The 25,203-nt window shown below is 63.0% G+C and carries 27 protein-coding genes; 15 read left to right on the top strand and 12 right to left on the bottom strand.

Annotated elements, in window-relative coordinates:
- From AYR66_RS10610 to AYR66_RS10580, 7 genes are all read left to right on the top strand, one after another.
- Positions 1-902: thiamine pyrophosphate-dependent dehydrogenase E1 component subunit alpha (locus tag AYR66_RS10610; RefSeq protein ID WP_170942295.1), on the top strand; the 902-nt coding region annotated here is incomplete at its 5' end.
- A gap of 41 nt (positions 903-943) precedes the next feature.
- Positions 944-1,984, top strand: a complete 1,041-nt coding sequence (locus AYR66_RS10605) for an alpha-ketoacid dehydrogenase subunit beta (protein ID WP_088707463.1) — start codon at positions 944-946, stop codon at positions 1,982-1,984.
- Between the two features lie 10 nt (positions 1,985-1,994).
- On the top strand, positions 1,995-2,240 hold the full coding sequence (locus tag AYR66_RS10600) for a lipoyl domain-containing protein (protein ID WP_088707462.1): 246 nt from the start codon (positions 1,995-1,997) through the stop codon (positions 2,238-2,240).
- 2 nt (positions 2,241-2,242) lie between these two features.
- Positions 2,243-2,944, top strand: coding sequence for a dihydrolipoamide acetyltransferase family protein (locus AYR66_RS10595; RefSeq protein ID WP_088707461.1), 702 nt, complete (start codon positions 2,243-2,245; stop codon positions 2,942-2,944).
- A complete protein-coding gene (locus AYR66_RS10590) occupies positions 2,944-3,759 on the top strand; it encodes a lipoate--protein ligase family protein (protein WP_206047137.1) in 816 nt (271 codons plus the stop codon). Before AYR66_RS10595 ends, AYR66_RS10590 begins: the two co-directional genes overlap by 1 nt.
- A 59-nt stretch (positions 3,760-3,818) precedes the next feature.
- Positions 3,819-4,409, top strand: coding sequence for a VOC family protein (locus AYR66_RS10585; RefSeq protein ID WP_088707460.1), 591 nt, complete (start codon positions 3,819-3,821; stop codon positions 4,407-4,409).
- Positions 4,410-4,443: 34 nt separating this feature from the next.
- A complete protein-coding gene (locus AYR66_RS10580; protein WP_088707459.1) occupies positions 4,444-5,733 on the top strand; it encodes a HupE/UreJ family protein in 1,290 nt (429 codons plus the stop codon).
- Positions 5,734-5,737: 4 nt separating this feature from the next.
- Here AYR66_RS10580 and AYR66_RS10575 read toward each other — a convergent pair whose 3' ends face one another.
- The 9 genes from AYR66_RS10575 to AYR66_RS10535 form a co-directional block, all read right to left on the bottom strand.
- On the bottom strand, positions 5,738-6,052 hold the full coding sequence (locus tag AYR66_RS10575; protein ID WP_088707458.1) for a cytochrome C oxidase subunit IV family protein: 315 nt from the start codon (positions 6,050-6,052) through the stop codon (positions 5,738-5,740).
- 8 nt (positions 6,053-6,060) lie between these two features.
- Entirely contained in the window at positions 6,061-6,753 is a 693-nt protein-coding gene (locus tag AYR66_RS10570; protein WP_088707457.1) for a heme-copper oxidase subunit III family protein, read from the bottom strand.
- A 21-nt stretch (positions 6,754-6,774) separates the two neighbouring features.
- Positions 6,775-7,374 (bottom strand): cytochrome c oxidase subunit 3 family protein, encoded by a 600-nt coding sequence (locus AYR66_RS10565; protein ID WP_234815024.1) that lies wholly within the window; start codon positions 7,372-7,374, stop codon positions 6,775-6,777.
- Between the two features lie 26 nt (positions 7,375-7,400).
- Positions 7,401-9,155: a cytochrome c oxidase subunit I gene (gene ctaD / locus AYR66_RS10560; RefSeq protein ID WP_088707455.1), complete on the bottom strand. Its 1,755-nt coding sequence runs from the start codon at positions 9,153-9,155 to the stop codon at positions 7,401-7,403.
- A 16-nt stretch (positions 9,156-9,171) separates the two neighbouring features.
- Entirely contained in the window at positions 9,172-10,314 is a 1,143-nt protein-coding gene (locus tag AYR66_RS10555; protein ID WP_088707454.1) for a cytochrome c oxidase subunit II, read from the bottom strand.
- Positions 10,315-10,370: 56 nt separating this feature from the next.
- Positions 10,371-10,874: a hypothetical protein gene (locus AYR66_RS10550; protein WP_088707453.1), complete on the bottom strand. Its 504-nt coding sequence runs from the start codon at positions 10,872-10,874 to the stop codon at positions 10,371-10,373.
- A 75-nt stretch (positions 10,875-10,949) separates the two neighbouring features.
- On the bottom strand, positions 10,950-11,453 hold the full coding sequence (locus AYR66_RS10545) for a DUF1269 domain-containing protein (RefSeq protein ID WP_088707452.1): 504 nt from the start codon (positions 11,451-11,453) through the stop codon (positions 10,950-10,952).
- Positions 11,454-11,634: 181 nt separating this feature from the next.
- Complete coding sequence (locus AYR66_RS10540; RefSeq protein WP_088707451.1) at positions 11,635-13,209, bottom strand: GMC family oxidoreductase; 1,575 nt, start codon at positions 13,207-13,209, stop codon at positions 11,635-11,637.
- Positions 13,210-13,211: 2 nt separating this feature from the next.
- Positions 13,212-13,793, bottom strand: coding sequence for a twin-arginine translocation signal domain-containing protein (locus AYR66_RS10535; protein ID WP_206047136.1), 582 nt, complete (start codon positions 13,791-13,793; stop codon positions 13,212-13,214).
- Positions 13,794-14,216: 423 nt separating this feature from the next.
- Here AYR66_RS10535 and AYR66_RS10530 point away from each other — a divergent pair, with 423 nt between their 5' ends.
- A complete protein-coding gene (locus AYR66_RS10530; RefSeq protein ID WP_206047135.1) occupies positions 14,217-16,166 on the top strand; it encodes a sigma-54-dependent Fis family transcriptional regulator in 1,950 nt (649 codons plus the stop codon).
- On the opposite strand, the gene AYR66_RS10525 is transcribed toward AYR66_RS10530, so the two are convergent.
- Positions 16,150-16,674, bottom strand: coding sequence for a hypothetical protein (locus AYR66_RS10525; protein WP_088707449.1), 525 nt, complete (start codon positions 16,672-16,674; stop codon positions 16,150-16,152). The genes AYR66_RS10530 and AYR66_RS10525 overlap by 17 nt on opposite strands.
- A gap of 249 nt (positions 16,675-16,923) precedes the next feature.
- On the opposite strand from AYR66_RS10525, the gene AYR66_RS30390 reads away from it, so the two are divergent.
- Complete coding sequence (locus AYR66_RS30390) at positions 16,924-18,504, top strand: methyl-accepting chemotaxis protein (protein ID WP_272938334.1); 1,581 nt, start codon at positions 16,924-16,926, stop codon at positions 18,502-18,504.
- Between the two features lie 117 nt (positions 18,505-18,621).
- Positions 18,622-20,316: a methyl-accepting chemotaxis protein gene (locus tag AYR66_RS30385; RefSeq protein WP_272938333.1), complete on the top strand. Its 1,695-nt coding sequence runs from the start codon at positions 18,622-18,624 to the stop codon at positions 20,314-20,316.
- Positions 20,317-20,370: 54 nt separating this feature from the next.
- Here AYR66_RS30385 and AYR66_RS10510 read toward each other — a convergent pair whose 3' ends face one another.
- Entirely contained in the window at positions 20,371-20,616 is a 246-nt protein-coding gene (locus AYR66_RS10510) for a hypothetical protein (RefSeq protein ID WP_088707448.1), read from the bottom strand.
- A gap of 183 nt (positions 20,617-20,799) precedes the next feature.
- Positions 20,800-21,246: a bacteriohemerythrin gene (locus AYR66_RS10505; RefSeq protein WP_170942115.1), complete on the bottom strand. Its 447-nt coding sequence runs from the start codon at positions 21,244-21,246 to the stop codon at positions 20,800-20,802.
- A gap of 197 nt (positions 21,247-21,443) precedes the next feature.
- Here AYR66_RS10505 and AYR66_RS10500 point away from each other — a divergent pair, with 197 nt between their 5' ends.
- The 5 genes from AYR66_RS10500 to AYR66_RS10480 form a co-directional block, all read left to right on the top strand.
- The gene (locus tag AYR66_RS10500) at positions 21,444-22,109 is read left to right on the top strand and encodes a response regulator (RefSeq protein WP_088707446.1); all 666 of its coding nucleotides are present in this window, start codon (positions 21,444-21,446) and stop codon (positions 22,107-22,109) included.
- Positions 22,106-23,548 carry a sensor histidine kinase gene (locus AYR66_RS10495; RefSeq protein ID WP_088707445.1) on the top strand — a complete coding sequence of 481 codons (1,443 nt, stop codon included), beginning with the start codon at positions 22,106-22,108 and terminating at the stop codon, positions 23,546-23,548. The genes AYR66_RS10500 and AYR66_RS10495 overlap by 4 nt, the downstream gene beginning before the upstream one ends.
- Before the next feature lie 38 nt (positions 23,549-23,586).
- Positions 23,587-24,561, top strand: a complete 975-nt coding sequence (locus AYR66_RS10490; protein WP_088707444.1) for a Bug family tripartite tricarboxylate transporter substrate binding protein — start codon at positions 23,587-23,589, stop codon at positions 24,559-24,561.
- Entirely contained in the window at positions 24,558-25,013 is a 456-nt protein-coding gene (locus AYR66_RS10485; RefSeq protein ID WP_088707443.1) for a tripartite tricarboxylate transporter TctB family protein, read from the top strand. Before AYR66_RS10490 ends, AYR66_RS10485 begins: the two co-directional genes overlap by 4 nt.
- A partial coding sequence (locus AYR66_RS10480; RefSeq protein ID WP_170942294.1) for a tripartite tricarboxylate transporter permease occupies positions 25,013-25,203 on the top strand: 191 nt, incomplete at its 3' end. The genes AYR66_RS10485 and AYR66_RS10480, both read left to right, overlap by 1 nt.

Here is a 25,203-nt window from a genome sequence, read left to right as displayed (position 1 = left end):
AGATCCAGAAGGGACTGGCCTTCGATATCGGCGGCGGTCCGGTGCCCGGCGAGATGCACCTCGCCGCCGGCCAGGAGCCGGTGGCCGTCGGCGTCTGCGCGCACCTGCGCAAGGAAGATACCGTCGTCGGCGCGCACCGCCCGCACCACTTCGCGATTGCGAAGAACGTGTCGCTCGATGCGATGACCGCCGAGATGTTCGGCAAGGTTACCGGCCTCGGGCGCGGCAAGGGCGGGCATATGCACCTGTTCGACCCGGAGGTGAAGTTCAGCTGCAGCGGCATCGTCGGCGCCGGCGCGCCGCAGGCATGCGGCGCCGCGCTGGCTGCAAAGAAGCTGGGCAAGGACTGGGTCGCGGTCGCCTTCTTCGGCGAGGGCGCGGCCAACCAGGGCGCCTTCCATGAAGCGCTGAACCTCGCGTCGCTGTGGAAGCTGCCGGTGATCTTCGTGTGCGAAGACAACAAGTACGGCATCTCCGTCGAAAAGACCGATTCCACCGCCATTGCGTCGAATGCCGACCGCGCCAGCGGCTATGGCATGCCGGGTGTGCTGGTCGGGCGCAATGACGCGGTCGAGGTGTTCAAGGCGGCGGGCGAAGCGGTGGCACGCGCGCGGCGCGGCGAAGGCCCGACGCTGATCGAGGTGAAGACCGACCGCTACTTCGGCCACTTCCAGGGCGATCCCGAAACCTACCGCCCGAAAGGCGAGGTCGCGCGCCTGCGCGAACACGATCCGATCGGCGTCCTCGGTGATGAACTGCGCCGCACCGGCGCGCTTGACGACGCGTCCGACAAGGCGCTGCGCGCCGGCGTCAGCGCGCGCGTGCAGGCCGCCTATGCCTTTGGCCGCGAGAGCGCCTATCCGCAACCGTCCGAAGCGCTGTTGCACGTGTTCGCCGAATGACGCGCGACCTTCATCCGAACGACATTACAGGAGTGCAGTAAATGACCACCGAAAACAACACACGAATCCTGAGCATGGCGCAGGCGATCTCCGAAGCGATCGGCCAGGAAATGGAGCGCGACCCGAACGTCTTCGTGATGGGCGAAGACATCGGCAAATACGGCGGCGTGTTCAGCGCCACCGCCGGCCTGCTTGACCGCTTCGGCAAGGAACGGATCATGGATACGCCGATTTCCGAAACCGGCTTCATGGGCGCCGCCATCGGCGCGGCGGCGGAAGGCCTGCGTCCGATCGCCGAACTGATGTTCGTCGACTTCTTCGGCGTGTGCTTCGACCAGATCTACAACCACCTCGCAAAGAACACCTACATGGCGGGCGGCAACATCCGTTTGCCGGCGGTGGTGATGACCGGCATCGGCGGCGGCTACAACGACGCCGCGCAGCATTCGCAATGCCTGTACTCGATCTTCGCGCATGTGCCCGGCCTCAAGGTCGTGGTGCCCTCCAATGCGTACGACGCCAAGGGCCTGATGGCCGAAGCAATCCGCGACGACAACCCGGTCGTGTACCTGTACCACAAGGGCATCATGGGCCTGTCATGGATGTCCTACTTCGAAGGCAGCACCACCTTCGTTCCCGAGGATGCGTACACCATCCCCTTCGGCAAGGCGAAGGTGGTGCGCGAGGGCAGCGACATCACCATCGTCACGCTTAGCCAGATGGTGCAGAAATCCATCCTCGCCGCCGAGAAGCTGGCTGCCGACGGCATCAGCGCCGAGATCATCGACCTGCGCACGCTTGTACCGCTGGACAAGGAAACCATCCTCAAGTCTGTCGCCAAAACCGGACGCCTGCTGGTGGCCGACGAGGATTACCTGAGCTTCGGCCTGAGCGGCGAGATCGCCGCCATCGTGTCGGAACACCTCGACACCATCCGCCTGAAGTCGCCGGTGCGCCGCCTCGCGGTGCCCGATGTGCCGATCCCCTTCAGCCGCCCGCTGGAGCAGTTCGTGATCCCGCAGGTCGACAACATTGTCAGCGCCGTCCGCGCGCAACTGGACAGCCAAACCATTACCGCTTGAAAGGAATATCGTGATTGAAGTTACTTTGATTGACAGTGCCTGGGCCGACGTCGAAGAAGGCACCGAAGCGTTGGTGGACGAATGGATGGTCGCGCCCGGCGATCGTGTCACGGCCGGGCAGACGTTGGGCGTGGTCGAGCTGGTCAAGACCAGCCACGAAGTCGCCGCGCCGTCGGCCGGCATCGTCAAGGAAATCAAGGTCGGCAAGCAGGAGACCTTCGGCCGCGGCCAGACCCTGATCGTGCTGGAGGGCTGACCATGGCGGAAGCGGACTCGAATGCCGCGCCACGCAAGCTGGTTCCGCTGACCGGCCTGCGCGGCGCCATCGCGCGCAACATGACGCAAGGCTGGCAGGCGCCGCGCGTGTCCATGTACGCGGAAGCGGACATGACGGAATGCGAGCGCCTGCGTGCCAACTTGCAGGCATCGCTCGGCGGTACGCAGAAGGTGACGGTCACCGCGTACATCATGCGCGCGCTGGCGCTCACCTTGCGTGACCATCCGCGACTGAACGCGCTGCTCAAGGACAACGTGGTCGAGCTGATGGACGACATCAATCTGGCGCTGGCCGTGAGCGTGCCGGACGGCCTGCTCGCGCCCGTGATCCGCAACGCCGACCGCAAGACCGTGGCGGAACTGGCGCAGGAAACGGCCGAGCTGTCCGCCGCCGCGCGCGGCGGCACGCTCGCGCCGCGCCAGCTGCAGCGCGGCACCTTCACGCTGACCAACCTCGGCATGACCCGCATCGACTGGTTCACGCCCATCATCAACCCGCCGCAGCTCGGCATCCTCGGGATCACCAGGACCATCGACAAGCCCGTGGTCAAGGACGGAAAGATCGTCATTGCGCCAATGATGGGGATGACGCTCGTCTTCGACCACCGGGCGGTCGACGGCTATCCGGCCGCCGTCTTCCTCGGCGACCTCAAGCAGCGGCTGACCACCTGCGAGGGGCTCTGATGTCGGAACTGATCGCGATTTCATCGATTGCATCGCCGGAAGAGGAGCAGGACTGGAACCGGAGGCAACTGTCCTCGGAAGTCGTCGAGCCGAGCATGCGCTTCTGGACCTACCAGTCGCCGGGCGTCGTCCTGGGGTGCTCGCAGCGCGGCTTGCTGAGCGCGGTCGGCGCCGCCCAGCGCGCCGGCATTCCCCTGGCCGGGAGGCAGGCCGGCGGGGGTGCCGTTCTTACCGGGGCATGGATGCTGAGCGTATCGATTGTGCTGCCGGTCTCTCATCCGCTCGCGCTGGGCGGTACCGTGGCGGGCTACCGGCGGATTGGCGAAGGCTTCGCCAGCGTGCTGCGCGACAGCGGAGTCGATGCGCATGCGCTGACGCCCGCGGAAGCGCGGACAGCCCAGCAGGATGACGCCTGTCCGGACTTGCAATGGGCGTGCTATGGCGGGCTGTCCCCCTGGGAAGTCGTCGTCGGCAAGCGAAAAATCGTCGGACTGGCGCAGGTCAGGCGCCGCACCGGCGTTCTGGTGGCCGCGGGACTGCTGGTTGGCCGGCCGGACTGGGCGATGCTGTGCGATGCCGTCGGCAAGCCGGGCGGTCATGCGGCCATGCTCGCGCAGCGGACAAGTTCCTGCGAGGAGGAGCTGGGATGGCAACCGCCTCTCGCCGACCTCGCCCTGGCCTTGCGCCGCCAGCTGCGGGAGGCGATTCACCTCCCCTTGCCTGCAGACAACCGCATCTTCGTGTCGCGCAATGATTATGCGCGTGACGCGCGGTGGGCCGAGCTGTTCGCCTCAGCAGAGGCGTGCACGGATTAAAGCCGTGATTTCCACGCCAGGCGGCTCAGTCAATTTTCATTTACATACAGGAGACAGTAATGACACTGAAAAAAATTCTCGCCGCGACAACGCTTGCGGCCCTTCTTCCGTTGGGCGCACAGGCCGCAATGCCGGGCATGCGCGGCGCCCAGCATCTCGGCATCACGGTACCCAACATGGACGAGGCGGTTAACTTCTTCGTGAAGGTCATCGGCTGCGAAGAGTCCATCAAGCTGGGGGCGTTCAAGTTTGACGACGACTGGATGAATGTCCACTTGAATGTGGATGCGCGCGCGGAAATCAAGCGCTTCCAGATGGTACGGTGCGGCCATGGCACCAACCTTGAAATCTTCGAATACGGCGCGCCGAAGCAAAGCCAGACGCCGCCGAAGAACAGCGATGTGGGTGGGCATCATCTCGCTTTCTATGTGGACGACATGGACAAGGCTGTCGCCTACCTCAAGGAGAACGGCGTGAAGGTGCTGGGCAAGCCGAGTACCTTCACCGAGGGGCCGGCCGCAGGGCTGACCTGGGTGTATTTCCTCGCGCCCTGGGGCATGCAGCTTGAAATCGTGAGTACACCGAAGGGAATGGCTTACGAAAAAACCGCAAAACGCGCACTCTGGAATCCGCGTACGCCGCAAAAGTAGCGTTGCGCGTTCCAGGAGACAAGGACGAAAAGCCATGCAATACGTGAAGCTGCGCGCAGGCCTGGTGCTGTCGTTGTCTATCCTCGCGCTGATTCTGGCCTGTGTCCCGCGCGCGGGACACGCCCATGCCGATGGCAGGGTCAATATCCGCGCCATGCATCTGGAATACCAGGCACGCGGATTGACGGCCTACTACCGGCTGTCCTTTCCCCTTGTTGTCGGCGCCGTTGAGGATAGCCGCGCCGACGCGCTCGATATGCCGCGGCAGTATCCGTACACATTGTCCAAGGTGGAGAGCGGTCATACCTTCTACTACGCCGACGCGAACGAGCTGGCCGGCGGATTGGATGTGGCGAGCGCGCTCATCGCATGGGGGCATCGCCTCACGGCGGCAGGGCGTGAAATCATGCCCGAAGTACTTGGCGCTGCCGTCCATGCGCGTGGAAACGTGCCGCCATTCTCCAGCCTGGAGCAGGCAAGGCGCGCAATCGCCCAACCCCTTTCTCCCGACGCGTTTCACGACATCGAAATAGATGACATGCTGTTCGACGTCGCGCTCTTTTATCCCGCGGTACGCAGCACCGACGAAATCGCGTTGCAGAGCACACTTTCTCCCGGCCGGCTGAACAATGCGCCGGTAAAGAATGTCATCGTCTCGCATGCGGGCGATCGCTCGGCCACGTATTCGTCCATCGGCCTGCTCGACAGTCCGATGGTCATCAATCCATCGGCATGGACGGCCGCCAGCCAATTCATCAAGGAAGGCGCGAGGCATATCCTCGAGGGCGCCGATCACTTGCTGTTTGTCGCCTGCCTCGCATGGCAGGCAGTGACCTTGCGCTCGCTGATGCTGAGAATTACCGCCTTCAGTGCAGGCCATGCGTTGTCCATGTTTGCCGCCTACCTTGGCCTGGTGCCTGGTGCAGACTGGTTTTCCGGAGCGATCGAACTCGCCATTGCACTGTCGGTGTTCGCTGCCGCCGTCGTCCTCCTTGCCGACCGCATGTCGTGGTTCCATTCTTCGTTGATCGCGGCGGTTTTCGGCGTGGTTCACGGCATGGGCTTTGCATTCGGAATGCGCGAACTCACCGTGCACATGGGGCCCAACATCATTACGTCGTTCCTATCGTTCAGCCTGGGTGGGGAGGTGGTGCAAGTGGTGTTCGGCGCCGTCGTCTGGATTGTGTCGAGGCGATACCTTTCGCATGAACCGGGAAGGCGAAAGCTGATCCACATCGCCGTTCCCGCCGGGATGGCCCTGGTGGCCGGCTCATGGGTTCTCGAAAGGTCGCTGTCGTTCTGGAGGCTGGTCGAAAGTTTCTAATGCCTCACTGAAAGAATGACAGCCGTGTGAAGAGGGTGTAACCCGCCTCTGATGCCATCAGCCCCACCAGCACCAGCAGGCACAGCGGCGGAACCAGGATTGCGTAAACGAGCGACAGGCGCTCCCACGCCATGTGCATGAAAATCGCAACGATCAATCCAGCCTTCAGCAACATGAAGACGATGATCAGCGCCCATCGCAGGATGCCTTGAAAGTGGAAATAGTCGACCAGGTAGGACATCGTGCTGAGCACAAACAGCAATCCCCAGATCTTGAGGTACAGGCTGACCGGATGTTGTTGTCCGCCGTGAGAACTCATGGCTTGCCTCACCAGAGATAGAACAATGCAAAGATGAATACCCAGACCAGGTCCACGAAGTGCCAGTACAGTCCGGCGATCTCGACGATCTGGTAATTGCCGCTTTTTTCGTATCGGCCGCGCAGGACGCGAAGCGCCACGATGAGCAGATAAATCACGCCGGCCGACACATGCATGCCGTGGAAACCGGTGATCATGAAGAAGGTCGCGCCGAACTGTGCCGCACCCATTGGATTGCCCCATGGACGGATGCCTTCTTCGACGATCAGCTTGGTCCATTCGAAGGCTTGCATGCCGACGAACAAGGCGCCGAACGCGGCGGTCGCCATCATCAACGCGGCTGTGCGCAATCGATCGCGACGGTAGGCAAAATTGACCGCCATGGCCATCGTGCCGCTGCTGGTGATCAGCACGAAGGTCATGATGGCAATGAGAATCAGCGGCACCTCGACGCCGCCGATATTCAATGCGAAGACATGGCTGGGATTCGGCCACGGTGCCGGCGTCGACACCCGCACGGTCATGTAGCCGGTCAGGAAGCAGCTGAAGACGAAGGTATCGGAAAGCAGGAAGATCCACATCATCGCCTTGCCCCACGATACCGAGAAGACTTCCCTGTCCGATGACCAGTCGGCCACCAGTCCTCGCCATCCGCTGGGGGAGTGCGCCGGATCCTTCGTTGACGACAGCTGTGCGCTCATATCGCCTCCATGGCCTTGTCTTCAGCGCGTGCCGCAAATGATGCGCACCACCTCCGGCGTCAGCCAGCCAAGTGCGGCAAACAGAACCAGCCACACCGCCAGCAGGAAATGCCAGTAGCGGGCGCACAACGCCATGCGCCATTCAGTGGGAACCGCCCGATGAAAACCGGACACGGTAATACCCCACCCGACCAAACCGCCTGCAACGTGCAGTCCGTGCATCGCTGTCAGCAGATAGAAGAAACTGCTCGCCGGGTTCCCCACCGGGACTACGCGGTTGTCCAGGAGCACCTGCCATGCCCAGAGCTGTACAGCCAGAAAGGAAAACGCACATGCGCCGCCGGCCAGCAGCAGGACATGCGCACCGTTCCAGCGCTTGCGATGGCCGAAGGCGCTGGCCAGTTGCAGGCAGATACTGCCTGCGATGAGCAGCGCGGTACTGAGCCACAGCTGCCACGGCATGGCGATGACGGACCAGTCCGCTCCGTCCATGCGCATGACGTACGCAGCGATGAACAATGAAAACAGGGAGGTCGCCACAGCAATGAAGAACCAAAGCGCGACACCGGCCGGTTCCCGCTCGGTCACGCCGGAAGTGGGGACATGATCGCTGCCCTCCATCGTGGGGCGAAGCATCATGGGCGTACTCATGCCAAAGCCTCCTTGCCGCCTTCCTTGCCGCGATAGGGTTCGGGTTCAAAGCCTCCTGCTTCCGGTGCGGCGTTCTGTGCAATGAAATCCTGGGGCGCGCCGGGTACGCCGTACGCGTATGCCCAGCGATAGACGACCGGCAATTCCGGCCCCCAATTACCATGCCCGGGCGGTGTGTGCGGCGTCTGCCATTCGAGCGATGCTGCGTGCCACGGATTGCCATTCGCCTGCCTGCCACGAAATGCACTCCATGCGAGGTTGAAAACAAAGATCAGTTGCGCCGCGCCGACGATCAGCGCCACGACGCTGATGAAGGTGTTCAGGGTATGCGCCGACTGGGGAATGAAGTCGTAGTGTTCGAACGCATAGTAGCGGCGCGGCATGCCGAGGATGCCGAGGTAATGCATGGGGAAAAAGATGGCATAGGTGCCGAGGAAGGTGATCCAGAAATGGAGCTTGCCGAGCCGGTCGTCGAGCATGCGGCCGGTCACTTTCGGGTACCAGTGGTAGATCCCGCCAAAGACTGTGAGAATCGGCGCCACGCCCATCACCATGTGAAAGTGCGCGACCACGAAGTAGGTGTTGGAGAGCGGAATATCCACGCTCACGTTGCCAAGGAACAGGCCGGTCAATCCACCGATGACGAAGGTGCTGACAAAGGCCAGCGCGAACAGCATCGGCACCGACAGGTGGATGTCGCCGCGCCAGAGCGTCAGCAGCCAGTTGTATACCTTGATCGCGGTCGGCACGGCGATGATCAGCGTGGTGGTGGCGAAGAAGAAGCCGAAATACGGATTCATGCCGCTGACAAACATGTGATGCGCCCACACCACGACTGACAGCACGCCGATGGCAAGGATCGCCCACACCATGTTGCGGTAGCCGAAGATGCTCTTGCGCGCATGCACGCTGATCAGGTCGGAGACAATGCCGAATGCCGGCAACGCCACGATATAGACTTCCGGATGGCCGAAGAACCAAAACAGGTGCTGGAACAGGAGCGGACTGCCGCCCTTGTAATTCGTCACCTGCCCCATCGATACCAGCGACGGCATGAAAAAGCTGGTGCCCAGGGTCTTGTCGAGCAGCATCATCACACCGCTGACGAACAGTGCCGGAAACGCCAGCAACGCGAGGATCGTTGCAACGAAAATGCCCCATACCGTGAGCGGCATGCGCATCAGCGTCATGCCTTTGGTCCGCGCCTGCAATACCGTCGTCACGTAATTCAACCCGCCCATGGTGGCGGCAACGATAAAGATCACCAGCGATACCAGCATCAGGATGATGCCCCAGTCGTAACCCGGTGTGCCCGGCAAAATGGCCTGCGGCGGATAGAGCGTCCAGCCGGCGCCGGTAGGGCCGCCCGGCACAAAGAAGCTCGCGATCAATACCAGTACCGACAGCAGGTAGACCCAGAAGCTGAGCATGTTAAGAAATGGAAACACCATGTCGCGCGCACCGACCATCAGCGGAATCAGGTAGTTGCCGAAGCCGCCAAGGAACAATGCGGTGAGCAGGTAAATCACCATGATCATCCCGTGCATGGTGACGAACTGGTAGTAGTGCTGCGCATCGATGAATGCGAAACGGCCGGGAAAACCGAGTTGCAGCCGCATCAGGTTGGACAACGCCACGCCGACCAGGCCGACTGCGATTGCGGTGTACGCATACTGCACCGCAATCACCTTGTGGTCCTGGCTCCAGACATATCTGGTCCAGAAGCTGTGTGAACCGTGCGCGTAATCCATGCTGTGGTCCTCCTCACTACCTGTTTGCCGGCGGCGGCCCGGAGTTGCCGAGGGACTGGATATAGGCAGACAACGCGGCCAGTTCATCATCGGTTACGTCGATCTTCGGCATGATCGGTGAAAAGCCCTTCACCACGCGCGCCTGCGGATTGCGGATTTCATTTTTCAGAAAGGCCTCGTCAACCAGTGCGGTCGAGCCGTCGGCCATGCTTTCCGTCTTGCCGTAGAGTCCTTTCCAGGTCGGCCCCACGCCAGGCTTTCCATCGGCCGAATGGCAGGCGATGCAGCCCTTGGACTGGGCAAGCGCCTTGCCGCGTGCCTGCGGCGAGTCGGTGCCGCCGGTTGGTGCCGATTCCGTGCCGCCGCGCGGCGTTTCCATGGTGGCCGTAAAGGTCGGTTGCGCTTCGAGCCACTTCAAAAACGTCGCCTCGTCTTCCACGACCACGTAGCCGCGCATGTTGTAGTGGCCGACGCCGCATAACTGGGCGCACAGGATTTCATAACGGCCGGCCTTGGTCGGTGTGAACCAGAACGACGTCACCATGCCGGGCACCATGTTCATGCGGGCGCGGAATTGCGGCACATAAAAATCATGCAGCACATCTTGCGAGCGCAACAACACCTTCACCGGCTTGTTGAGGGGCAGGTGCAAATCGCCGGCGACGAGGAGATTGCCCTGGGCGATCGGATCCTTGGGGTCGAGTCCGAAGGGATTGGAAGCGTTGACGTGACTGACATTGGTCAGGCCCAGTTTGCCGCCGGCGCCTGGAAAGCGGAAATGCCATTCCCACTGCTTGCCCAGCACTTCAACGATGAGCGCATCGTCAGGGGCGCGGACATAATCCGCATACACAAACAGGCCGGGGGCCAGCAGTGCCATGATGCCGAGCGTGGTGCCGACAAGCAGCCATCGCTCCAGCTTTCTGTTATCGGGTTCGTACGCCGCGCGCCTTTCGCCACGGTGACGGAATCGCCACAGTGCGTACGCGACGAAGAGATTGATGCCAACAAAGAAGACGCCGGTGATCAGCAACGTGATGGAAAGCGTGTCATCCATCCTCTGCCAATTCGAGGCAAGCGGCGTGGTCCACCATGGACTGGCGAAATGAAACACCAGCGAGGCGGCGACTATCACGATGAGCGCGACAGCCATGACCATATCAATCCTCTTTCCCGGCGGCGCGGCCGCCGAGCCGATTCAGAACCGATGTGACGCTATCGCGCGATCTCCGGCCGCTCGAGCGTCATGTACATCACCGCCGCCGCCATGCCGAAGATCAGATTTGCGGACAGGGCTGCCCAGCCGCGCATGTCTGCAAACCAGGGGAAAAGACCGGCCAGGACATAAAAATTGACCAGATACAGTATCAGGCCGAACACCGCGCCGACCAACACCGACTTGCCGATGCTTGAATCAACATGGAATGGCGCCATGACCGCGGCCAGGACAAGTCCGAAAGCAATGCCCAGTACGTAATGGACGATGAGCGCGACGCCCACGATGCCGACACTGAAGCCCGAGGACCGCACTACGTCGATCCCCAGGACGATGCCGGCAATCATGTGCGACGTGAACCAAGGATTGGCGCCCTGGATCAGGGACGACCAGATCAGTTCGAGCACCATCAGGATGGCGCCGGCGACAAAGCCCGAGGCCGCCGCTGCAACCCAGTCCGGGCTGCGATGCTCAAGATGATGCGAATGCAAATGCAGTTCCATAATCATCTCCCCGCACATCCGCCGACATGATGTGCAAGTCCATTACAACGTTCCAGCGCTCCCTGTGGCGATGCGTTACGGAAAGGCCGGAATAGTCGGCTCCTCGCCGCTGAATTTTATTTCCGGGTGGCGTTCAGCGAGCACCCTCTCGATTTGCTCGATGCGTCGTGCGGGCACATCGGCAATCAACAGTACCTTTCCCTTTTCTATTTCAGGGAAGAACGCCGCAAGTCGTGAATTCGGGATTGCCGCCGCGACCAGGCTCGCCGCCCAACCGCCGAACAGAACGCCGACCAGGGTTGAGGCCGTCACCGCCAGTGCTCCGGCCTCGAGCGAAAAATAGTAGACCACCAGGAAACCCAAGGCCATGCCGAGCGCTGCCCCGGCGAGCATGCCGGCCTTGGCACCATGAACCACGTCGGTCTTTTGCAGGAAATTTGCTTCCGGCATGTCTTCAGGTAACGCGCCCTTGGCAAGAAAGTGGAGATGCCCCTGATCGATCCGGTTGAGCAACATGTCATCCAAGGTGCGTCGCGCGCTTTCTACATCAGGGAGCAAATAATAAAGTCGATGTCGCATGACAACCTCCCACAGAGCGAAAAATCACATCTGAAGTATAGGTAATCTCCTCATACATTTGAATGTCGGGTTTATTGTCCTTTATGGGAGGAAAGTGAATGCAGTCCGACATGAGCGACGATGAAAAAAGGCGGCATCCGAAGATGCCGCCCGAACGCGGTAAGCACCGCGGAGACAATCCTCAGATCTCTTGCCTGCCCATCGCGCCTGCAATGTACTCCGCCTGGCGGATCGCCAGCGCAACAATCGTCAGCGTCGGATTGCACGCGCCGCTCGAGGTGAACTGGCTGCCGTCGGACACGAACAGGTTCTTCACATCGTGCGCCTGGCCCCACTTGTTCACCACGCCATCGCGCGCCTTTTCGCTCATGCGGTTGGTGCCCATGTTGTGGCTGGCCGGGTAGGCCGGCATGTCGATCACGCGCCGCGCCCCGCCGGCTTCCGACAGCTTGCGCCACTGCTTCAATCCGTGGGCCGCGAGCGCCTGGTCGTTGGCGCTGTAGGTCTTGGTGACCACGGGCACCGGCAGTCCGTACTGGTCCTTTTCGGTCGGATGCAGCGTGATGCGGTTGTCCTGGCGCGCCTGGTCTTCGCCGCACACCCATACGCAGGTCATGCGGTCATAGGCGTCGATGGCAGAGGTCAGTTCGCGGCCCCATCCGCCGGGCTTGAGGAAGGCGGCGAGGAAGGGCAGGCCGAGTGCCAGGCCCTCGAGGTAGTAGCCGCCGGAGAAACCGCGCGAGGGATCGTGGCGCGCTTCATCGGCGACCACCGCGGCGAGCGCTGTGCCGCGGTGCATGTAGACCGGCTTGTCGTAGATCGACACGGCCGCCGCCGTCGAATGGTTCATGTAGTTGCGCCCGACCTGGCCCGAGGAATTGGCGAGGCCCTCAGGGAACAGGCTCGATGCCGAGTTCAGCAGCAGGCGTGGCGACTCGATCGAGTTGCCGGCGACGCAGACAATGCGCGCCTTCTGGAAATGGCGATTGCCATCCTTGTCCGCATACAGCACGCCGGTGACCTTGCCCTTTGCATCGTGTTCGACGCGCAGGGCCATCGATTCCGGCCGCACTTCGACGCGGCCGGTGGCGACCGCGCGCGGGATGTCGGTATAGAGCGTGGACCACTTCGCGCCGATCTTGCAGCCCTGCATGCAGAAGCCGATCTGCTGGCAGCCGGGACGCTGGTCGTAGGGTTGCGAGTTGATCGCCATCGGCCGCACGATCTGCTTGAAGCCGGCCTTGCGCGCGCCGGCGGCAATCACCTTGTAGTGGTTGTTTTCCGGCAGCGGCGGCAAGCCGCTCGCCTTCGATCCGGCCACACCCAGCTTCCTTTCTGCGAGGTCGTAGTAGGGCGCCATCTCGTCGTAAGTCACCGGCCAGTCGAGCAGGTTGGCGCCCGGCATGTCGCCGTAAGTGGTGCGGGTCTTGAACTCGTGCGGCTGGAAGCGCAATGCGAGGCCGGCCCAGTGTACCGACGATCCACCCACGCCCTTGACGATCCACGCCGGCAGGTTGGGATAGGTCTTGGTGTGATGCCAGCCGCCGGCCGAGATGCGCTTGTCGAGCCATGAAATCTTCGAGAACATGCCCCATTCGTCATTCTCGATGTCGGCCTGCGTATAGTGCTTGCCGGCCTCGAGGCTCACCACTTTCACGCCGCGCTGCGCGAGTTCGTTGGCCAGCGTGCCGCCGCCCGCGCCGGTACCGACGATCACGACGACGTCATCGTCGTCCAAACTGTATTTCGCTGTCATTCTCAGTCTCCTTGCACCCAGTCGATATCGTTGAAGCCGCGGTTGATGTAGCCGCCTTTTTCCCAGGACGAGCCTTCGTAGCCGAAGAAGGGATAGACCGCCTTGTTGTCGTACAGCCCGGTGACCAGGTCGCCCTTCACCTTCTGGAAGAAGGGTGAGTCCTCGATGGCGACAAGCACTTGCACGCGCTTGGCTTCGTCCGTGATGCGTGCGTAGGGCTGCTTGTGCATCTTCTGCGCGGTGGTGTTGAGCAGCTTGAGGCCGTCGACGAACAGCTTCCTTGTTTTCGCGTCTTTCGCCGCGGCGGCGTCGTAGGGTTCGATCGCGTGGAGGTAGTACTTGTCCGCCAGCCGGTCGTGCGGAAAGATGTCGCGCGCGAGGCGCAGCAGGTCCTTGCCCGCTTCCGGGCCGAGTGTCTTGAATGCCTGCGCATAGACTTCCGCCGGTGCGGTCATCAACGCGGTTGCGGGAATCACGGTCACGCCGATCGACGCGAGGCCGGTGCCTTTCAGGAAGCCGCGCCGGGTGACACGCGCGGTCTTCTCGACCAGCCGCATCCCGGCATGTTCGTCTTTGCTGCTCATGGAGTCTCCTTGATGGTTGTCTGTCGCTTTCAGATGGAAGCGATTACCGGTTCGCAACAAGCGTGCCATCGGCGGAAAGCGGGAAAACACGGCGGTTGGGCCGTTGTTTGTTGCATACGCCGATACAGGTGTCGCGGCGGCTGAAAACAGCTGTCGCATGCGACAGTTGTCGCATTTCCGTACGCGCCGGAATACAGCTACACCCGTCGCTGCGACAGAGCGTGGACTCATGCAGAAAATGATGGAAATTTGCCGCGAATAGGCGGAATATTCGCGTTATCAATACCTGGTCAGAGGGTGTTATGAACTAGGGAAGGGGGCGCGTTCGGTCGAGAAGGGATGCAGTGCTAGGCGCGGCGCGCCCCCTTCCCTAGTTCATAACACCCTCTAGGCGGGAAACACTCGGCGCTAGCGAGGAGACAGATGATGAACAAGACTGCGCAGATGCAGCATATCGACCGCGTGCTGTCGGTCGCGCACGACGTCCATGCGGACGATACCGAGACGGATCCGATCCGCCGTTCGTGGAAGCGCTGCATCAAGGATTACGGACTCGACCCGGCACGCTCACCGGCTGCGCGCATCGTGCCTTCTCAGCAGCTGCGCGAGCACCAGGAACAGATCGAGGAATTCCTGCGCGTGGCGCGCGCGGGGATGGAGCAGATGTACAAGCGCATTTCCGGTTCTGACTATGTGCTGCTGCTCAGCGATGCGGAAGGCATCACGGTCGATTACATCGGCCACGAATCCGCCGCGCATGAGCTCAAGCCGGCGGGCCTCTACCTCGGCGCGGACTGGAGCGAGACCTATGCCGGCACCTGCGCAGTGGGCACCTGCCTCGTCGAACGAAAGCCGATCACCTGTCACCAGGACGAGCATTTCGGCACCTCGCATATCGGCTTGACCTGCACATCGGCACCGCTGTTCGACCCTGAAGGAAAATTCCTCGCCGTGCTCGACATGTCGGCCCTGCGCTCGCCGCGCGAAAAGGACAGCCAGCTGCTCGCGGTGCACCTGACGTCGATGTACGCGCAGATGATCGAGGATGCGAATTTCCTGCGGCACTTCCGCAACGACTGGATCCTGCGCCTCGGTTCAACCTGGGAGCTGGTGGATGTCAGCGGCGATGCCATGCTGGCGTTCAACGAAGACGGCCTGGTGGTCGGCGCCAATACCGGCGCGCGCCACCTGTTCAGTGCGGCGGTCGGGCGCAAGCTGGAAGACCTGTTCGGCAAATCAGTGAGCGATATCTGGCGCGTCGCGCGTTCCAGCTACGGTGGCGAGCGCTCGCTGATTACGAGTGAACTGAGCCGCTCGTTCTACATTTCGGTGATGCATCCGCAGCGCTGCAGCACTTCGCGTCCCTCGCTCCCCGCCACGGCCGCGCGGGATTATCCGGCGCTCGACCGGCTGGCCGGGGAAGACCCGCAGATGCAGCGCCTGCTGGACCAGGCCAAACGCCTCGTCAACCGCAGGCTCAACATCCTGGTCCATGGCGAAACGGGCACGGGCAAGGAAGTGCTCGCCAAGGCACTGCACGAATCGAGTGAGCGCGCGAAGCAGCCTTTCATCGCGGTCAATTGCGCGGCCATTCCGGAATCGCTGATCGAAAGCGAACTGTTCGGCTATACCGCCGGCACCTTCACCGGCGCGCGCAACAAGGGGATGAAAGGACTGATCCTGCAATCGGACGGCGGCACGCTGTTCCTCGACGAGATCGGCGACATGCCGCTGCATTTGCAGACGCGCCTCTTGCGCGTGCTGTCCGAGCGCGAGGTGCTGCCGCTCGGCGCCGAGAAGGCGGTGCCGGTGAACCTCACTGTCATCGCGGCTTCGCACCGCGACCTGCGCAACCTGATCAGCGAAGGAAAATTCCGCGAAGACCTGTATTACCGCCTGTGCGGCGCGACGCTGCACCTGCCGTCATTGCGCGATCGCGCGGACCGCGATTACCTGGTTGAAAAGATCCTGCGGGAAGAGGCCGAGTTGCTCAATGCGGATGGCCGTCTTTCGGGCGCGGCGCGACAGCTGCTGCTGTGCTTTTCATGGCCCGGCAATGTGCGCCAGCTGCGCAACGTGCTGCGCTATGCCCTCGCGCTGGCCGATGGCGAGGAAATCCTGCCGGAACACCTCCCGCGCGAAGTCACCGACAGCATCATGCCCGGCGCAATGGCATTGCTGCCGGCCGCGCGCCACGCCGATGTGTATGTGGGCGCACTCGCGGTCGAACCGGAGAGTGCCCGCCTGCTCAGGTCACTGCGCAACAACAAGTGGAATGTGACCGCGGTGTCGGCCGAACTCGACATCTGCCGCGCGACGGTCTACCGGCAGATGAAGAAGTTCGGCATCGTGCCGCCTAACCGGCAGTCGTGACGGCTGCTTCGAGGAGCTGCTTCAGGCGCTCGTGCAGGCGGGCCGGTATGTCGTTGCGCTCCCTGGTTGCGGTGTAGCGGGTCAACTCGGTACAGCCGTCGAAGCGGCCGCGGCGGAAATCCCCGTCGCCGGCGAATGCATGCAAGCCATTGAATGCCTTGTCCTCGATCGTGCCGATCGTCCGCGGTTCGCAGCAATCGTCCAGCAAGTCGCGGAACAGGATGGTGGACGCGGTGCCGATCACCAGCCGGCGCTCCGTGGCCGGCACTTCCCATTGCTCGCACAGCGAGTCGAACATCCCATGCAGGTAGCCGAGGCAATACGGGTCGTCCGCCAGCAGCGTGGCGAGACGCAGCAGGTTGCCTTTGCGGCCACTGCCCGGCGCCGTGCCGGCAGCTTGCAGCAGGATCAGGTATTCGGCCATTTCGGCCATCGGGCGCGGATAGGCGACCGGGCCGGGTGGCGTCGCAGGGGATGAATCAGTGAGGTTTTTCAGGAAATTCAACATGGCAGCGGAGCGGGAGGGTGGGTCACCCTGCTGTGAGTGTGCTGCGCGGAAATAGTTCTCCAGCGCAAAGGATTACTCCCCCGCACGACTCTTTCAGGACTAAAATTGACCTGCATCAACCTTTCCCATTGCCCCACGGCAGTGCAGTCATTACGCTAGGAACCCGTACAGTCCGCAGGAGCCGGTCAGACCAGGCGTGGCATTGCGTCAAGTATTTGGTTCGAGCGCAAATCGCAATGAAGGAAACGCATGTCTGATTGGTGGAAACGGCTTGGACTCAAGGCCAGGCTGCAAATCCTGATACAGGGGCTGCTGCTGGTCATCCTCGTCAGCGTCCAGCACTGGCTGGCCGCGCGCTACGAGGCCAGCATCCTCAATGACGCACGGCAGCGCACGGTCGCGGTGACCGACAGCGCCATCAACGGGCTCAACACCTTGATGGACGTGCGCATCAACGGCGAAGACGCCATCAGCGACCAGAAGGGGCGCGCGCGTTTCATCAAGCAGATCGGCGTCACGGACGGCGTGAAGGAATTCCGGATCATCCGTGGCGACGCAGTCGACCAGGAATTCGGTCCCGGCCTGCCCGAAGAAGCCGCCGTCGATGCCTTGGACAAGGCCGTGATGGCGGACGGCAAGCCGCAGTTCGTCATGCGCGACGACGCCACCATGCGCGCCGTCCTCCCCTTCATCGCGATGAAGGAATTCCGCTCCAGCAAATGCTTGCGCTGCCACGGCGTCGACGAAGGCACGGTGCTTGGCGCGGCCAGCGTGACGCTCGATATCAAGGACGATCTCGCGGCGGTGCGGCGCTTCAACATCCTGTTGTGGTCCGGACAGGCCTTGCTGCAGGCGGTGCTGTTCTTCGTCATCGGCGCCATCGTGCGGCGCTCGCTCAGGCAGCTGGGCGCCGAACCGGCGGAAGCGGCAGCGGTCGCGCAGCGCGTGGCGCAGGGCGACCTGGCCGTGCGCATCGAACTGCAGCGCGACGACCATGCCAGCCTGATGGCCCAGCTCAATGCGATGCAGGACAGCCTGTCGCAAGTGGTGGGCAACGTGCGGCGCAATGCCGAAGGCGTGGCCACGGCCAGCACCGAGATCGCGCAGGGCAACAGCGACCTGTCGGCACGCACCGAGCAGCAGGCCAGCTCGCTGGAAGAGACGGCCGCCTCGATGGAAGAACTGGGTTCCCAGGTCAAGCAGAATGCCGACCATGCGCGCGAAGCGAACCGGCTGGCGCAGGATGCGAGCGCGATCGCGGTCAAGGGCGGCGGCATCGTCGACGACGTGGTGACGACGATGAAGGGCATCAACGACGCGTCGCACAAGATTTCGGAAATCATCGGCGTGATCGACGGCATCGCGTTCCAGACCAACATCCTGGCGCTCAATGCGGCGGTGGAAGCGGCACGCGCCGGCGAGCAGGGCCGCGGCTTCGCGGTGGTGGCGGCGGAAGTGCGTTCCCTGGCGCAGCGTTCGGCGCAGGCCGCGCGCGAGATCAAGACGCTGATCGGCACCAGCGTGGAGCGGGTGGAGCAGGGCACGGCGCTGGTGGACCAGGCCGGCAGCACGATGCAGGAAATCGTGGCGAGCATCCGGCGGGTGACGGACATCATGGCCGAGATCAGCGAAGCCAGCAACGAGCAGTCGATCGGCGTGTCGCAGGTAGGCGAAGCGATTGCGCAGATGGATGAAGTGACGCAGCAGAATGCGGCGCTGGTCGAACAGATGGCGGCGGCGGCGGAAAACCTGAAGAACGAAGCGCAGGAACTGGTGCAGGCGGTGGCGGTGTTCCGGCTGAGCGGGCAATCGGCAGACGCAACGAAGTAGCGACGAATGCAATAGTTTTCCTTGTCGCATTGATTTGCGTCAATTTGCCCCATTGCCGCACTCTGGCGCCTTCTTTACGCTTGGAAAGACATTCTAGAAGAAAGAAGAGGGAGAAGCATGTCTGAATGGTGGAGCGGGCTTGGCCTGCAGCGCAAGCTGCAAATTCTCATCCAGGGTTTCCTTCTGGTTGTCCTCGTTGGCGTCCAGCACTGGATATCGCACCAGTTTGAACAGCGCGAACTGCTCGCGGCGAAGGAGCGCACCACCGCCGTCGCCGACGGTGCCATCAACGGCCTGAACACCCTGATGGATGTCACCGTGGCGGGCAAGGATGTCATCAGCGATGCCAAGGCCAAGGCGCGCTTCATCAAGCAGATCGGTATTTCCGAAGGCATCAAGGAATTGCGCATCATCCGCGGCAAGGCGACCACTGACGAGTTCGGCGCAGGACTTCCCGACCAGGATCCGGCCGACGAACTCGACAAGACCGTGCTGGCAACCGGCAAGCCTGCTTTCAAGATGACCGACAGCGGCAACGACGCCACGCTGCGCGCCGTCCTCCCCTTCGTTGCGAAAAAGGAATTCCGCTCCAGCAAGTGCCTCGACTGCCATGGCGTCGACGAAGGCACCGTGCTCGGAGCGGCCAGCGTGACACTCGATATCAAGGACGACCTCGCGGCGATCCGGCGCTTCAACATCCTGCTGTGGATCGGCCAGGGTGTGGTGCAGGTGGTGCTGTTTTTCGTCATTGGCACGATCGTGCGGCGCTCGCTCAGGCAGCTCGGCGCCGAACCGGCGGAAGCGGCAGCGGTCGCGCAGCGCGTGGCGCAGGGCGACCTGGCCGTGCGCATCGAACTGCAGCGCGACGACCATGCCAGCCTGATGGCCCAGCTCAATGCGATGCAGGACAGCCTGTCACGGGTGGTGGGCAACGTGCGGCACAACGCCGAAGGCGTGGCCACGGCCAGCACCGAGATCGCGCAGGGCAACAGCGACCTGTCGGCACGCACCGAGCAGCAGGCCAGCTCGCTGGAAGAGACGGCCGCGTCGATGGAAGAACTGGGTTCCCAGGTCAAGCAGAATGCCGACCATGCGCGCGAAGCGAACCGGCTGGCGCAGGATGCGAGCGCAATCGCGGTCAAGGGCGGCGGCATTGTTGACGACGTGGTGTCGACCATGAAGGGCATCAACGACGCGTCGCACAAGATTTCGGAAATCATCGGCGTGATCGACGGCATCGCGTTCCAGACCAACATCCTGGCGCTCAATGCGGCGGTGGAAGCGGCACGCGCCGGCGAACAGGGCCGCGGCTTCGCGGTGGTGGCGGCGGAAGTGCGTTCCCTGGCGCAGCGTTCGGCGCAGGCCGCGCGCGAGATCAAGACGCTGATCGGCACCAGCGTGGAGCGGGTGGAGCAGGGCACGGCGCTGGTGGACCAGGCCGGCAGCACGATGCAGGAAATCGTGGCGAGCATCCGGCGGGTGACGGACATCATGGCCGAGATCAGCGTAGCCAGCAACGAGCAGTCGATCGGCGTGTCGCAGGTAGGCGAAGCGATTGCGCAGATGGATGAAGTGACGCAGCAGAATGCGGCGCTGGTCGAACAGATGGCGGCGGCGGCGGAAAACCTGAAGAACGAAGCGCAGGAACTGGTGCAGGCGGTGGCGGTGTTCCGCCTCGTCGACGGTGGTTCGCCGGGGCATGCGCCCGTCACTGCATCGATGGAAATGGTTCCCCTTGCATTGGAGGGCGGACGCGTCGCATCCCCAGTTCCGGCCAGGCGCCTGAGTGCGCCGCAAGCGCGGCGCAGATAAGGCAGTACGCAGAAATGACCTGCGCGGCGCTGAAGTGGCCGCGCGGGGAAGGACTTACTTGCGGAGGATTTTTGCCACGATGATGGCGGCGCCGACGACAGTCAGGCCTGATGACACGGTAGGGTAGCCGGCGACAGCTGCTGCCGCACCCGTTGCGACTGCGGCGAAACCCGGAATGCTGATGCTTCCGCGCGATGTGGAATCGGCCTGCACCCCGCCGGCCCCACCCTTGAGGCAGGAGAACTGGCAGCGGCTGCACTTCTCGGAGAAATACGACGGATTTTCGTAGCAACTTTGCATAGTCGTCCTTTGGGTGACGGTGTTGCATGATTGACAGCGTCGTTGCACGATATTGCAGCGATGCAACGAGTATCAGTTGCATTGTAGGAGTCGTTTCGGTCGAGTAACACTTCCTGCCTCGCGAATTTTTGATTTCGCTGTTTCACATCAAGAAATTTCTGCCGGATTGGCGGAAATGGGAGTTCAGGCGAGGGGGGATGGCGGCTGCTTGCCGCGCAATGCGGCGGCGATGTGGGCGTCGGACGTGAGGATATGGCGCGCCAGCCAGCGGTCCAGGAAGATTTCCAGTTCGTCGGCCAGGCCTTGCCGGCCGCTGCCGGCCTGGCGCTGCAGGTTGCGCAGGCGGTAGGTGATCAGCTCGTGTTCGAAGCGGTGCTCTTCCAGTCCGGGGAAGGCGGCCGTCTTCATCAAGGCTTCCTCGCGTGCGAAGTGGGTCAGCGTGTAGTCCGTCAATTCCGCCAGCACCTGTCGCACGAGCATATTTTCATGCGCCTGGTGGATGCCGGCATGCAGCCGGCCCGCGATCTCGAAGATGCGGTGGTGGTCGGCATCGATCTGCTCGTGGCCGACGATGAGGACGTCGGACCAGGCAATAATGGGCCGTGCGGAAGGCGGATGAAGGGTTTCCACGTCGAGGGGCCATTCGGGATTTTCCAGATATTAAAACATTGGCATGACCGGTATTCATCCCATGAACATGTGATGTCGTTGCGACAATTCTGAAAAACCTGATCCAGATCAAGTGCGACCAGGCGTTTGCGTGGCCGACACGCTTTTCTCTATACTCAAGGCCCTCCCCTCGGCGGGAATCATGCAAGGATGGCAACATGCGACTGCTGCTGGCAGAGGACGAACGCGAACTGGCCGAATGGCTGTGCCGCGCGCTCAAGCAGAACGGCTACATCGTCGACTGGGTCGATGACGGCCGGCTGGTCGAACCCAGCATCGCGCAGGTGAAGTACGACGCGCTGATCCTGGACCTCGGCCTGCCCGGCCTCGACGGCCACAACGTGCTCGCGCGCTTGCGCGACATCGACGTGCGCCTGCCGGTCCTCATCCTCACCGCGCGCGATTCGCTGATGGAACGCGTCAACACCCTCAAGGGCGGCGCCGACGACTTCATGGCCAAACCCTTCTCGGTGGAAGAACTCGAAGCGCGCCTGACCGCGCTGATCCGCCGCGCGCGCGGCAGCGAGCATCCGCGCCTCGCCTGCGGCCCGCTGCATTACGATGCCAACACCCGCCAGTTCACCCTCGGCGACCAGCCTTTGCAATTGTCCAAGCGCGAACACACCCTGCTGCTGGCGCTGATCCAGCGCAGCGGCGAGCCGATGACCAAGAAAGACCTGTTCGACAAGATCTTCGACGACGACCTCGACGCGATGCCGGAAGCCGTCGAAGTGCTGATCTACCGCGTGCGCAAGCGCCTGGAAGGCAGCCCGGTACAGATCGTCACGCTGCGCGGCCTCGGCTACCTGCTGGAAAGCCGATGAGGCTGGACCGGCTGCTGCTGCGCTGGAGCCTCAAGCGCACGGTGCTCACGTTGCTGGTGCCGGCGCTGGGCATCGTCGGCGGCATTGAGCTGTGGACCACCTACCGCACCGCGGTCGACGCCGCGAACTCGGCCTACGACCGCTCGCTGCTCGGCGCCATCAAGGCGATGGATGCCAACATCTCCACCGCGTCCGGCGGCGTTGCCGTCGAGCTGCCGTACACCATGCTCGAATTCTTCGAGCTGACCGCCTCCGGCCAGGTGTATTTCCGCGTCACCACCGAAGACGGCCTGACCGAAGTCGGCAGCCCCGACCTGCCGCGCCCGCCGGTCACGCTGAAGACGCGCGTGCCGTATTTTTACGATGCTGAATACTTCGGCGAAAAGGTCCGCGTCGGCGCCTATGCGCGCGAACTCGACCGGCCGGTGGGCAATAGCGTCGTGCGGCAGCGTGTCGTGATCCAGGTGGCGGAAACACTCGGTTCGCGCACCCAGTTCGCGAACCAGATCACCGCGCAGGCAGTGCGGCGCGACATCCTGATGCTGCTGTCAGCCGCCGGGCTGCTGGCCGTCGTGCTGCACCTGACGCTGCGTCCGCTGGCCCGCCTTGGCGACGAGGTCCGCGCGCGTTCGCCCGCCGACCTGCGCCCGATCGATGCCGCGTCCGCGCCGGTGGACGCGCGTCCGCTGGTCGATGCAATCAACATCCACATGGCGCGCAGCCAGCACATCATTGAAGCGCGCGGCCGCTTCATCGACGATGCCTCGCACCAGCTGCGCACGCCGCTGGCGACGCTGCGCACCCAGCTCGACTACGCGCTGCGCGAAACCGACCCCGCCAACATCCGCGACGCCATCGACGCCATTTCGCGCCAGCTCGACGACGCCACCCACCGCACCAACCAGATGCTGGCGCTGGCCCGCGCCGATGCGCCGGAAATATCGGTCGACCCCATCGACCTAGCCGCGCTCGCACAGCAGGTCGCGCGCGAGGTGGTGCCGGCGGCGCGCGACAAGCGCATCAGCCTCGAACTGGACGGCCCGGAAGACGCGCTGATGGTACTCGGCCATGCCGGCATGTTGCGCGAGGCGGCGCTGAACCTGCTGCATAACGCGATCCGCTTCGCGCCCGAAGAAGGGCGGGTAGTGATCGCGCTCCACGCCGAACCCGGAGAGGTCGCGTTCAGCGTCACCGACAATGGCCCCGGCATTCCGCCCGACCAGCTGCCCCGGCTTGGGGAGCGCTTCTTCCGTGCCCGCAACAGTCTGCTGGGCGGCTCCGGGCTGGGCCTGGCGATTGCGCGCTCGGTGGCGGAACAATGCGGTGGCCGCCTCACCATTGCCAATGTGGCAAGCGGCGGATGTGTCGCTACTTTGCATCTTTTGCCGGCTGACGCCGATCGACAGGCAATTGACAGGATGGTTTCGCTATCTTCCTGACCATGGCGAATACCGCCAATGTCCAAGAGGAGATACCAATGAAAAAAATCCTGTGCACCGTCGCACTGGTTTCCGTTGCCGGCAGCGTGTTCGCCGGCCCGCTCGACAAGACCGAATGCATCGCCGGCGCCAAGCCGGGCGGCGGCTTCGACCTGACCTGCAAGCTCGCGCAGACCGCGTTGTATGAAGGCAAGTACATCAAGGACCCGATGCGGGTCACCTACATGCCGGGCGGCATCGGCGCCGTCGCCTACAACGCCGTGGTCGCGCAGCGCCCGGGCGAACCCAACACCATCGTCGCCTTCTCCGGCGGCTCGCTGCTCAATCTCGCGCAGGGCAAGTTCGGCAAGTACACCGAAAGCGACGTGCGCTGGCTGTCCGTGGTCGGCGCGGATTACGGCGCGGTCGTGGTGCGCAAGGATTCGCCGATCAAGAACCTGAAGGACCTCGCTGCCGCGCTCAAAGCCGATTCCACCAAGGTCGTGTTCGGCGCCGGCGGCACCATCGGCAGCCAGGACTGGATGAAGGCCGCGCTCACCGCGCGCGCCGCCGGCCTCAACCACAAGCAGATGCGTTTCGTTGCCTTCGAAGGTGGCGGCGAGGCGATCTCCGCGCTGCAGGGCGGGCACGTGCACGTGTACTCCGGCGACGCATCCGAAGCCGCGTCGCAGATCAAGGCCGGCGCCAACATCCGCGTAATTGCCGTGATGGCCGACAAGCGCCTGCCGGGTGAACTGGCCTCCGTGCCCACCGCGAAGGAGCAGGGCTTCGACGTCGAATGGCCGATCGTGCGCGGCTTCTACGTCGGACCTAAGGTCAGCGATGCCGACTTCAAGGTCTGGACCGACACCTTCGACAAGATGATGAAGACCAAGGAGTACGCGAAGCTGCTGGAAGAGCGCGGCCTCTACCCGATGGCGCTGACCGGCACCGAGCTGGATGCCTACGTCAAGCGCACCACGCATAACTATCGCAAGCTGGCCGAAGAGTTCGGCCTGGCAGGTGCCAAATGAACAGCGACCGCCTTCTTGGCCTGACGGCCATCGCGATGGCCGGCGCCATGGCCATCGCCGCCTGGGGCTACGCCGCCCCGGTCGAGTATGAACCGGTCGGTCCGCGCGCCTTCCCGCTGGTGCTCGCCGCGCTGATGGCGCTGTCGGGTGCCTGGCTGGCATTCAAGCCGGGGCAGCATGTCGACTTCCTGCGCAACAGGCAGTCCGGCGTGATTGCCCTCTGCGCGTTCACCATCGTTCTGTACGCCATCGTGTTCCAGCTGTTCGGCTTCGTCGTCGCTACCGCGCTGATGGCGCTGCCGATCGGCCGCATCTTCGGCGGCAACTGGAAGCAATGCGCGCTCACCGGCATCGGCATGGGCCTCGTGCTGTACGTGCTGTTCGACAAACTGCTGGACGTGGTGCTGCCCAAGGGCGTGCTGGAGCCGGTCTTTACCCTGATTGGACTGTGATGGATTCCCTTTCCTATCTCATGACAGGCTTCGGCGTCGCGCTGCAGCCGATGAACCTGCTGGTGGCCACCTTCGGCGCCTTCATCGGCACCGTCGTCGGCCTGCTGCCGGGCCTCGGCCCGATCAACGGCGTCGCCATCCTGCTGCCGCTCGCCTTTGCGCTGAAGATGCCGCCGGAGACGGCGCTGAT

It is taken from the genome of Noviherbaspirillum denitrificans, from assembly GCF_002211445.1.
In the GTDB taxonomy this organism is placed as follows: Bacteria; Pseudomonadota; Gammaproteobacteria; order Burkholderiales; family Burkholderiaceae_D; genus Noviherbaspirillum; species Noviherbaspirillum denitrificans.
The sequence above is the reverse complement of the archived record's forward strand: the minus strand, read 5'-3'. Positions and strand labels throughout refer to the sequence as shown.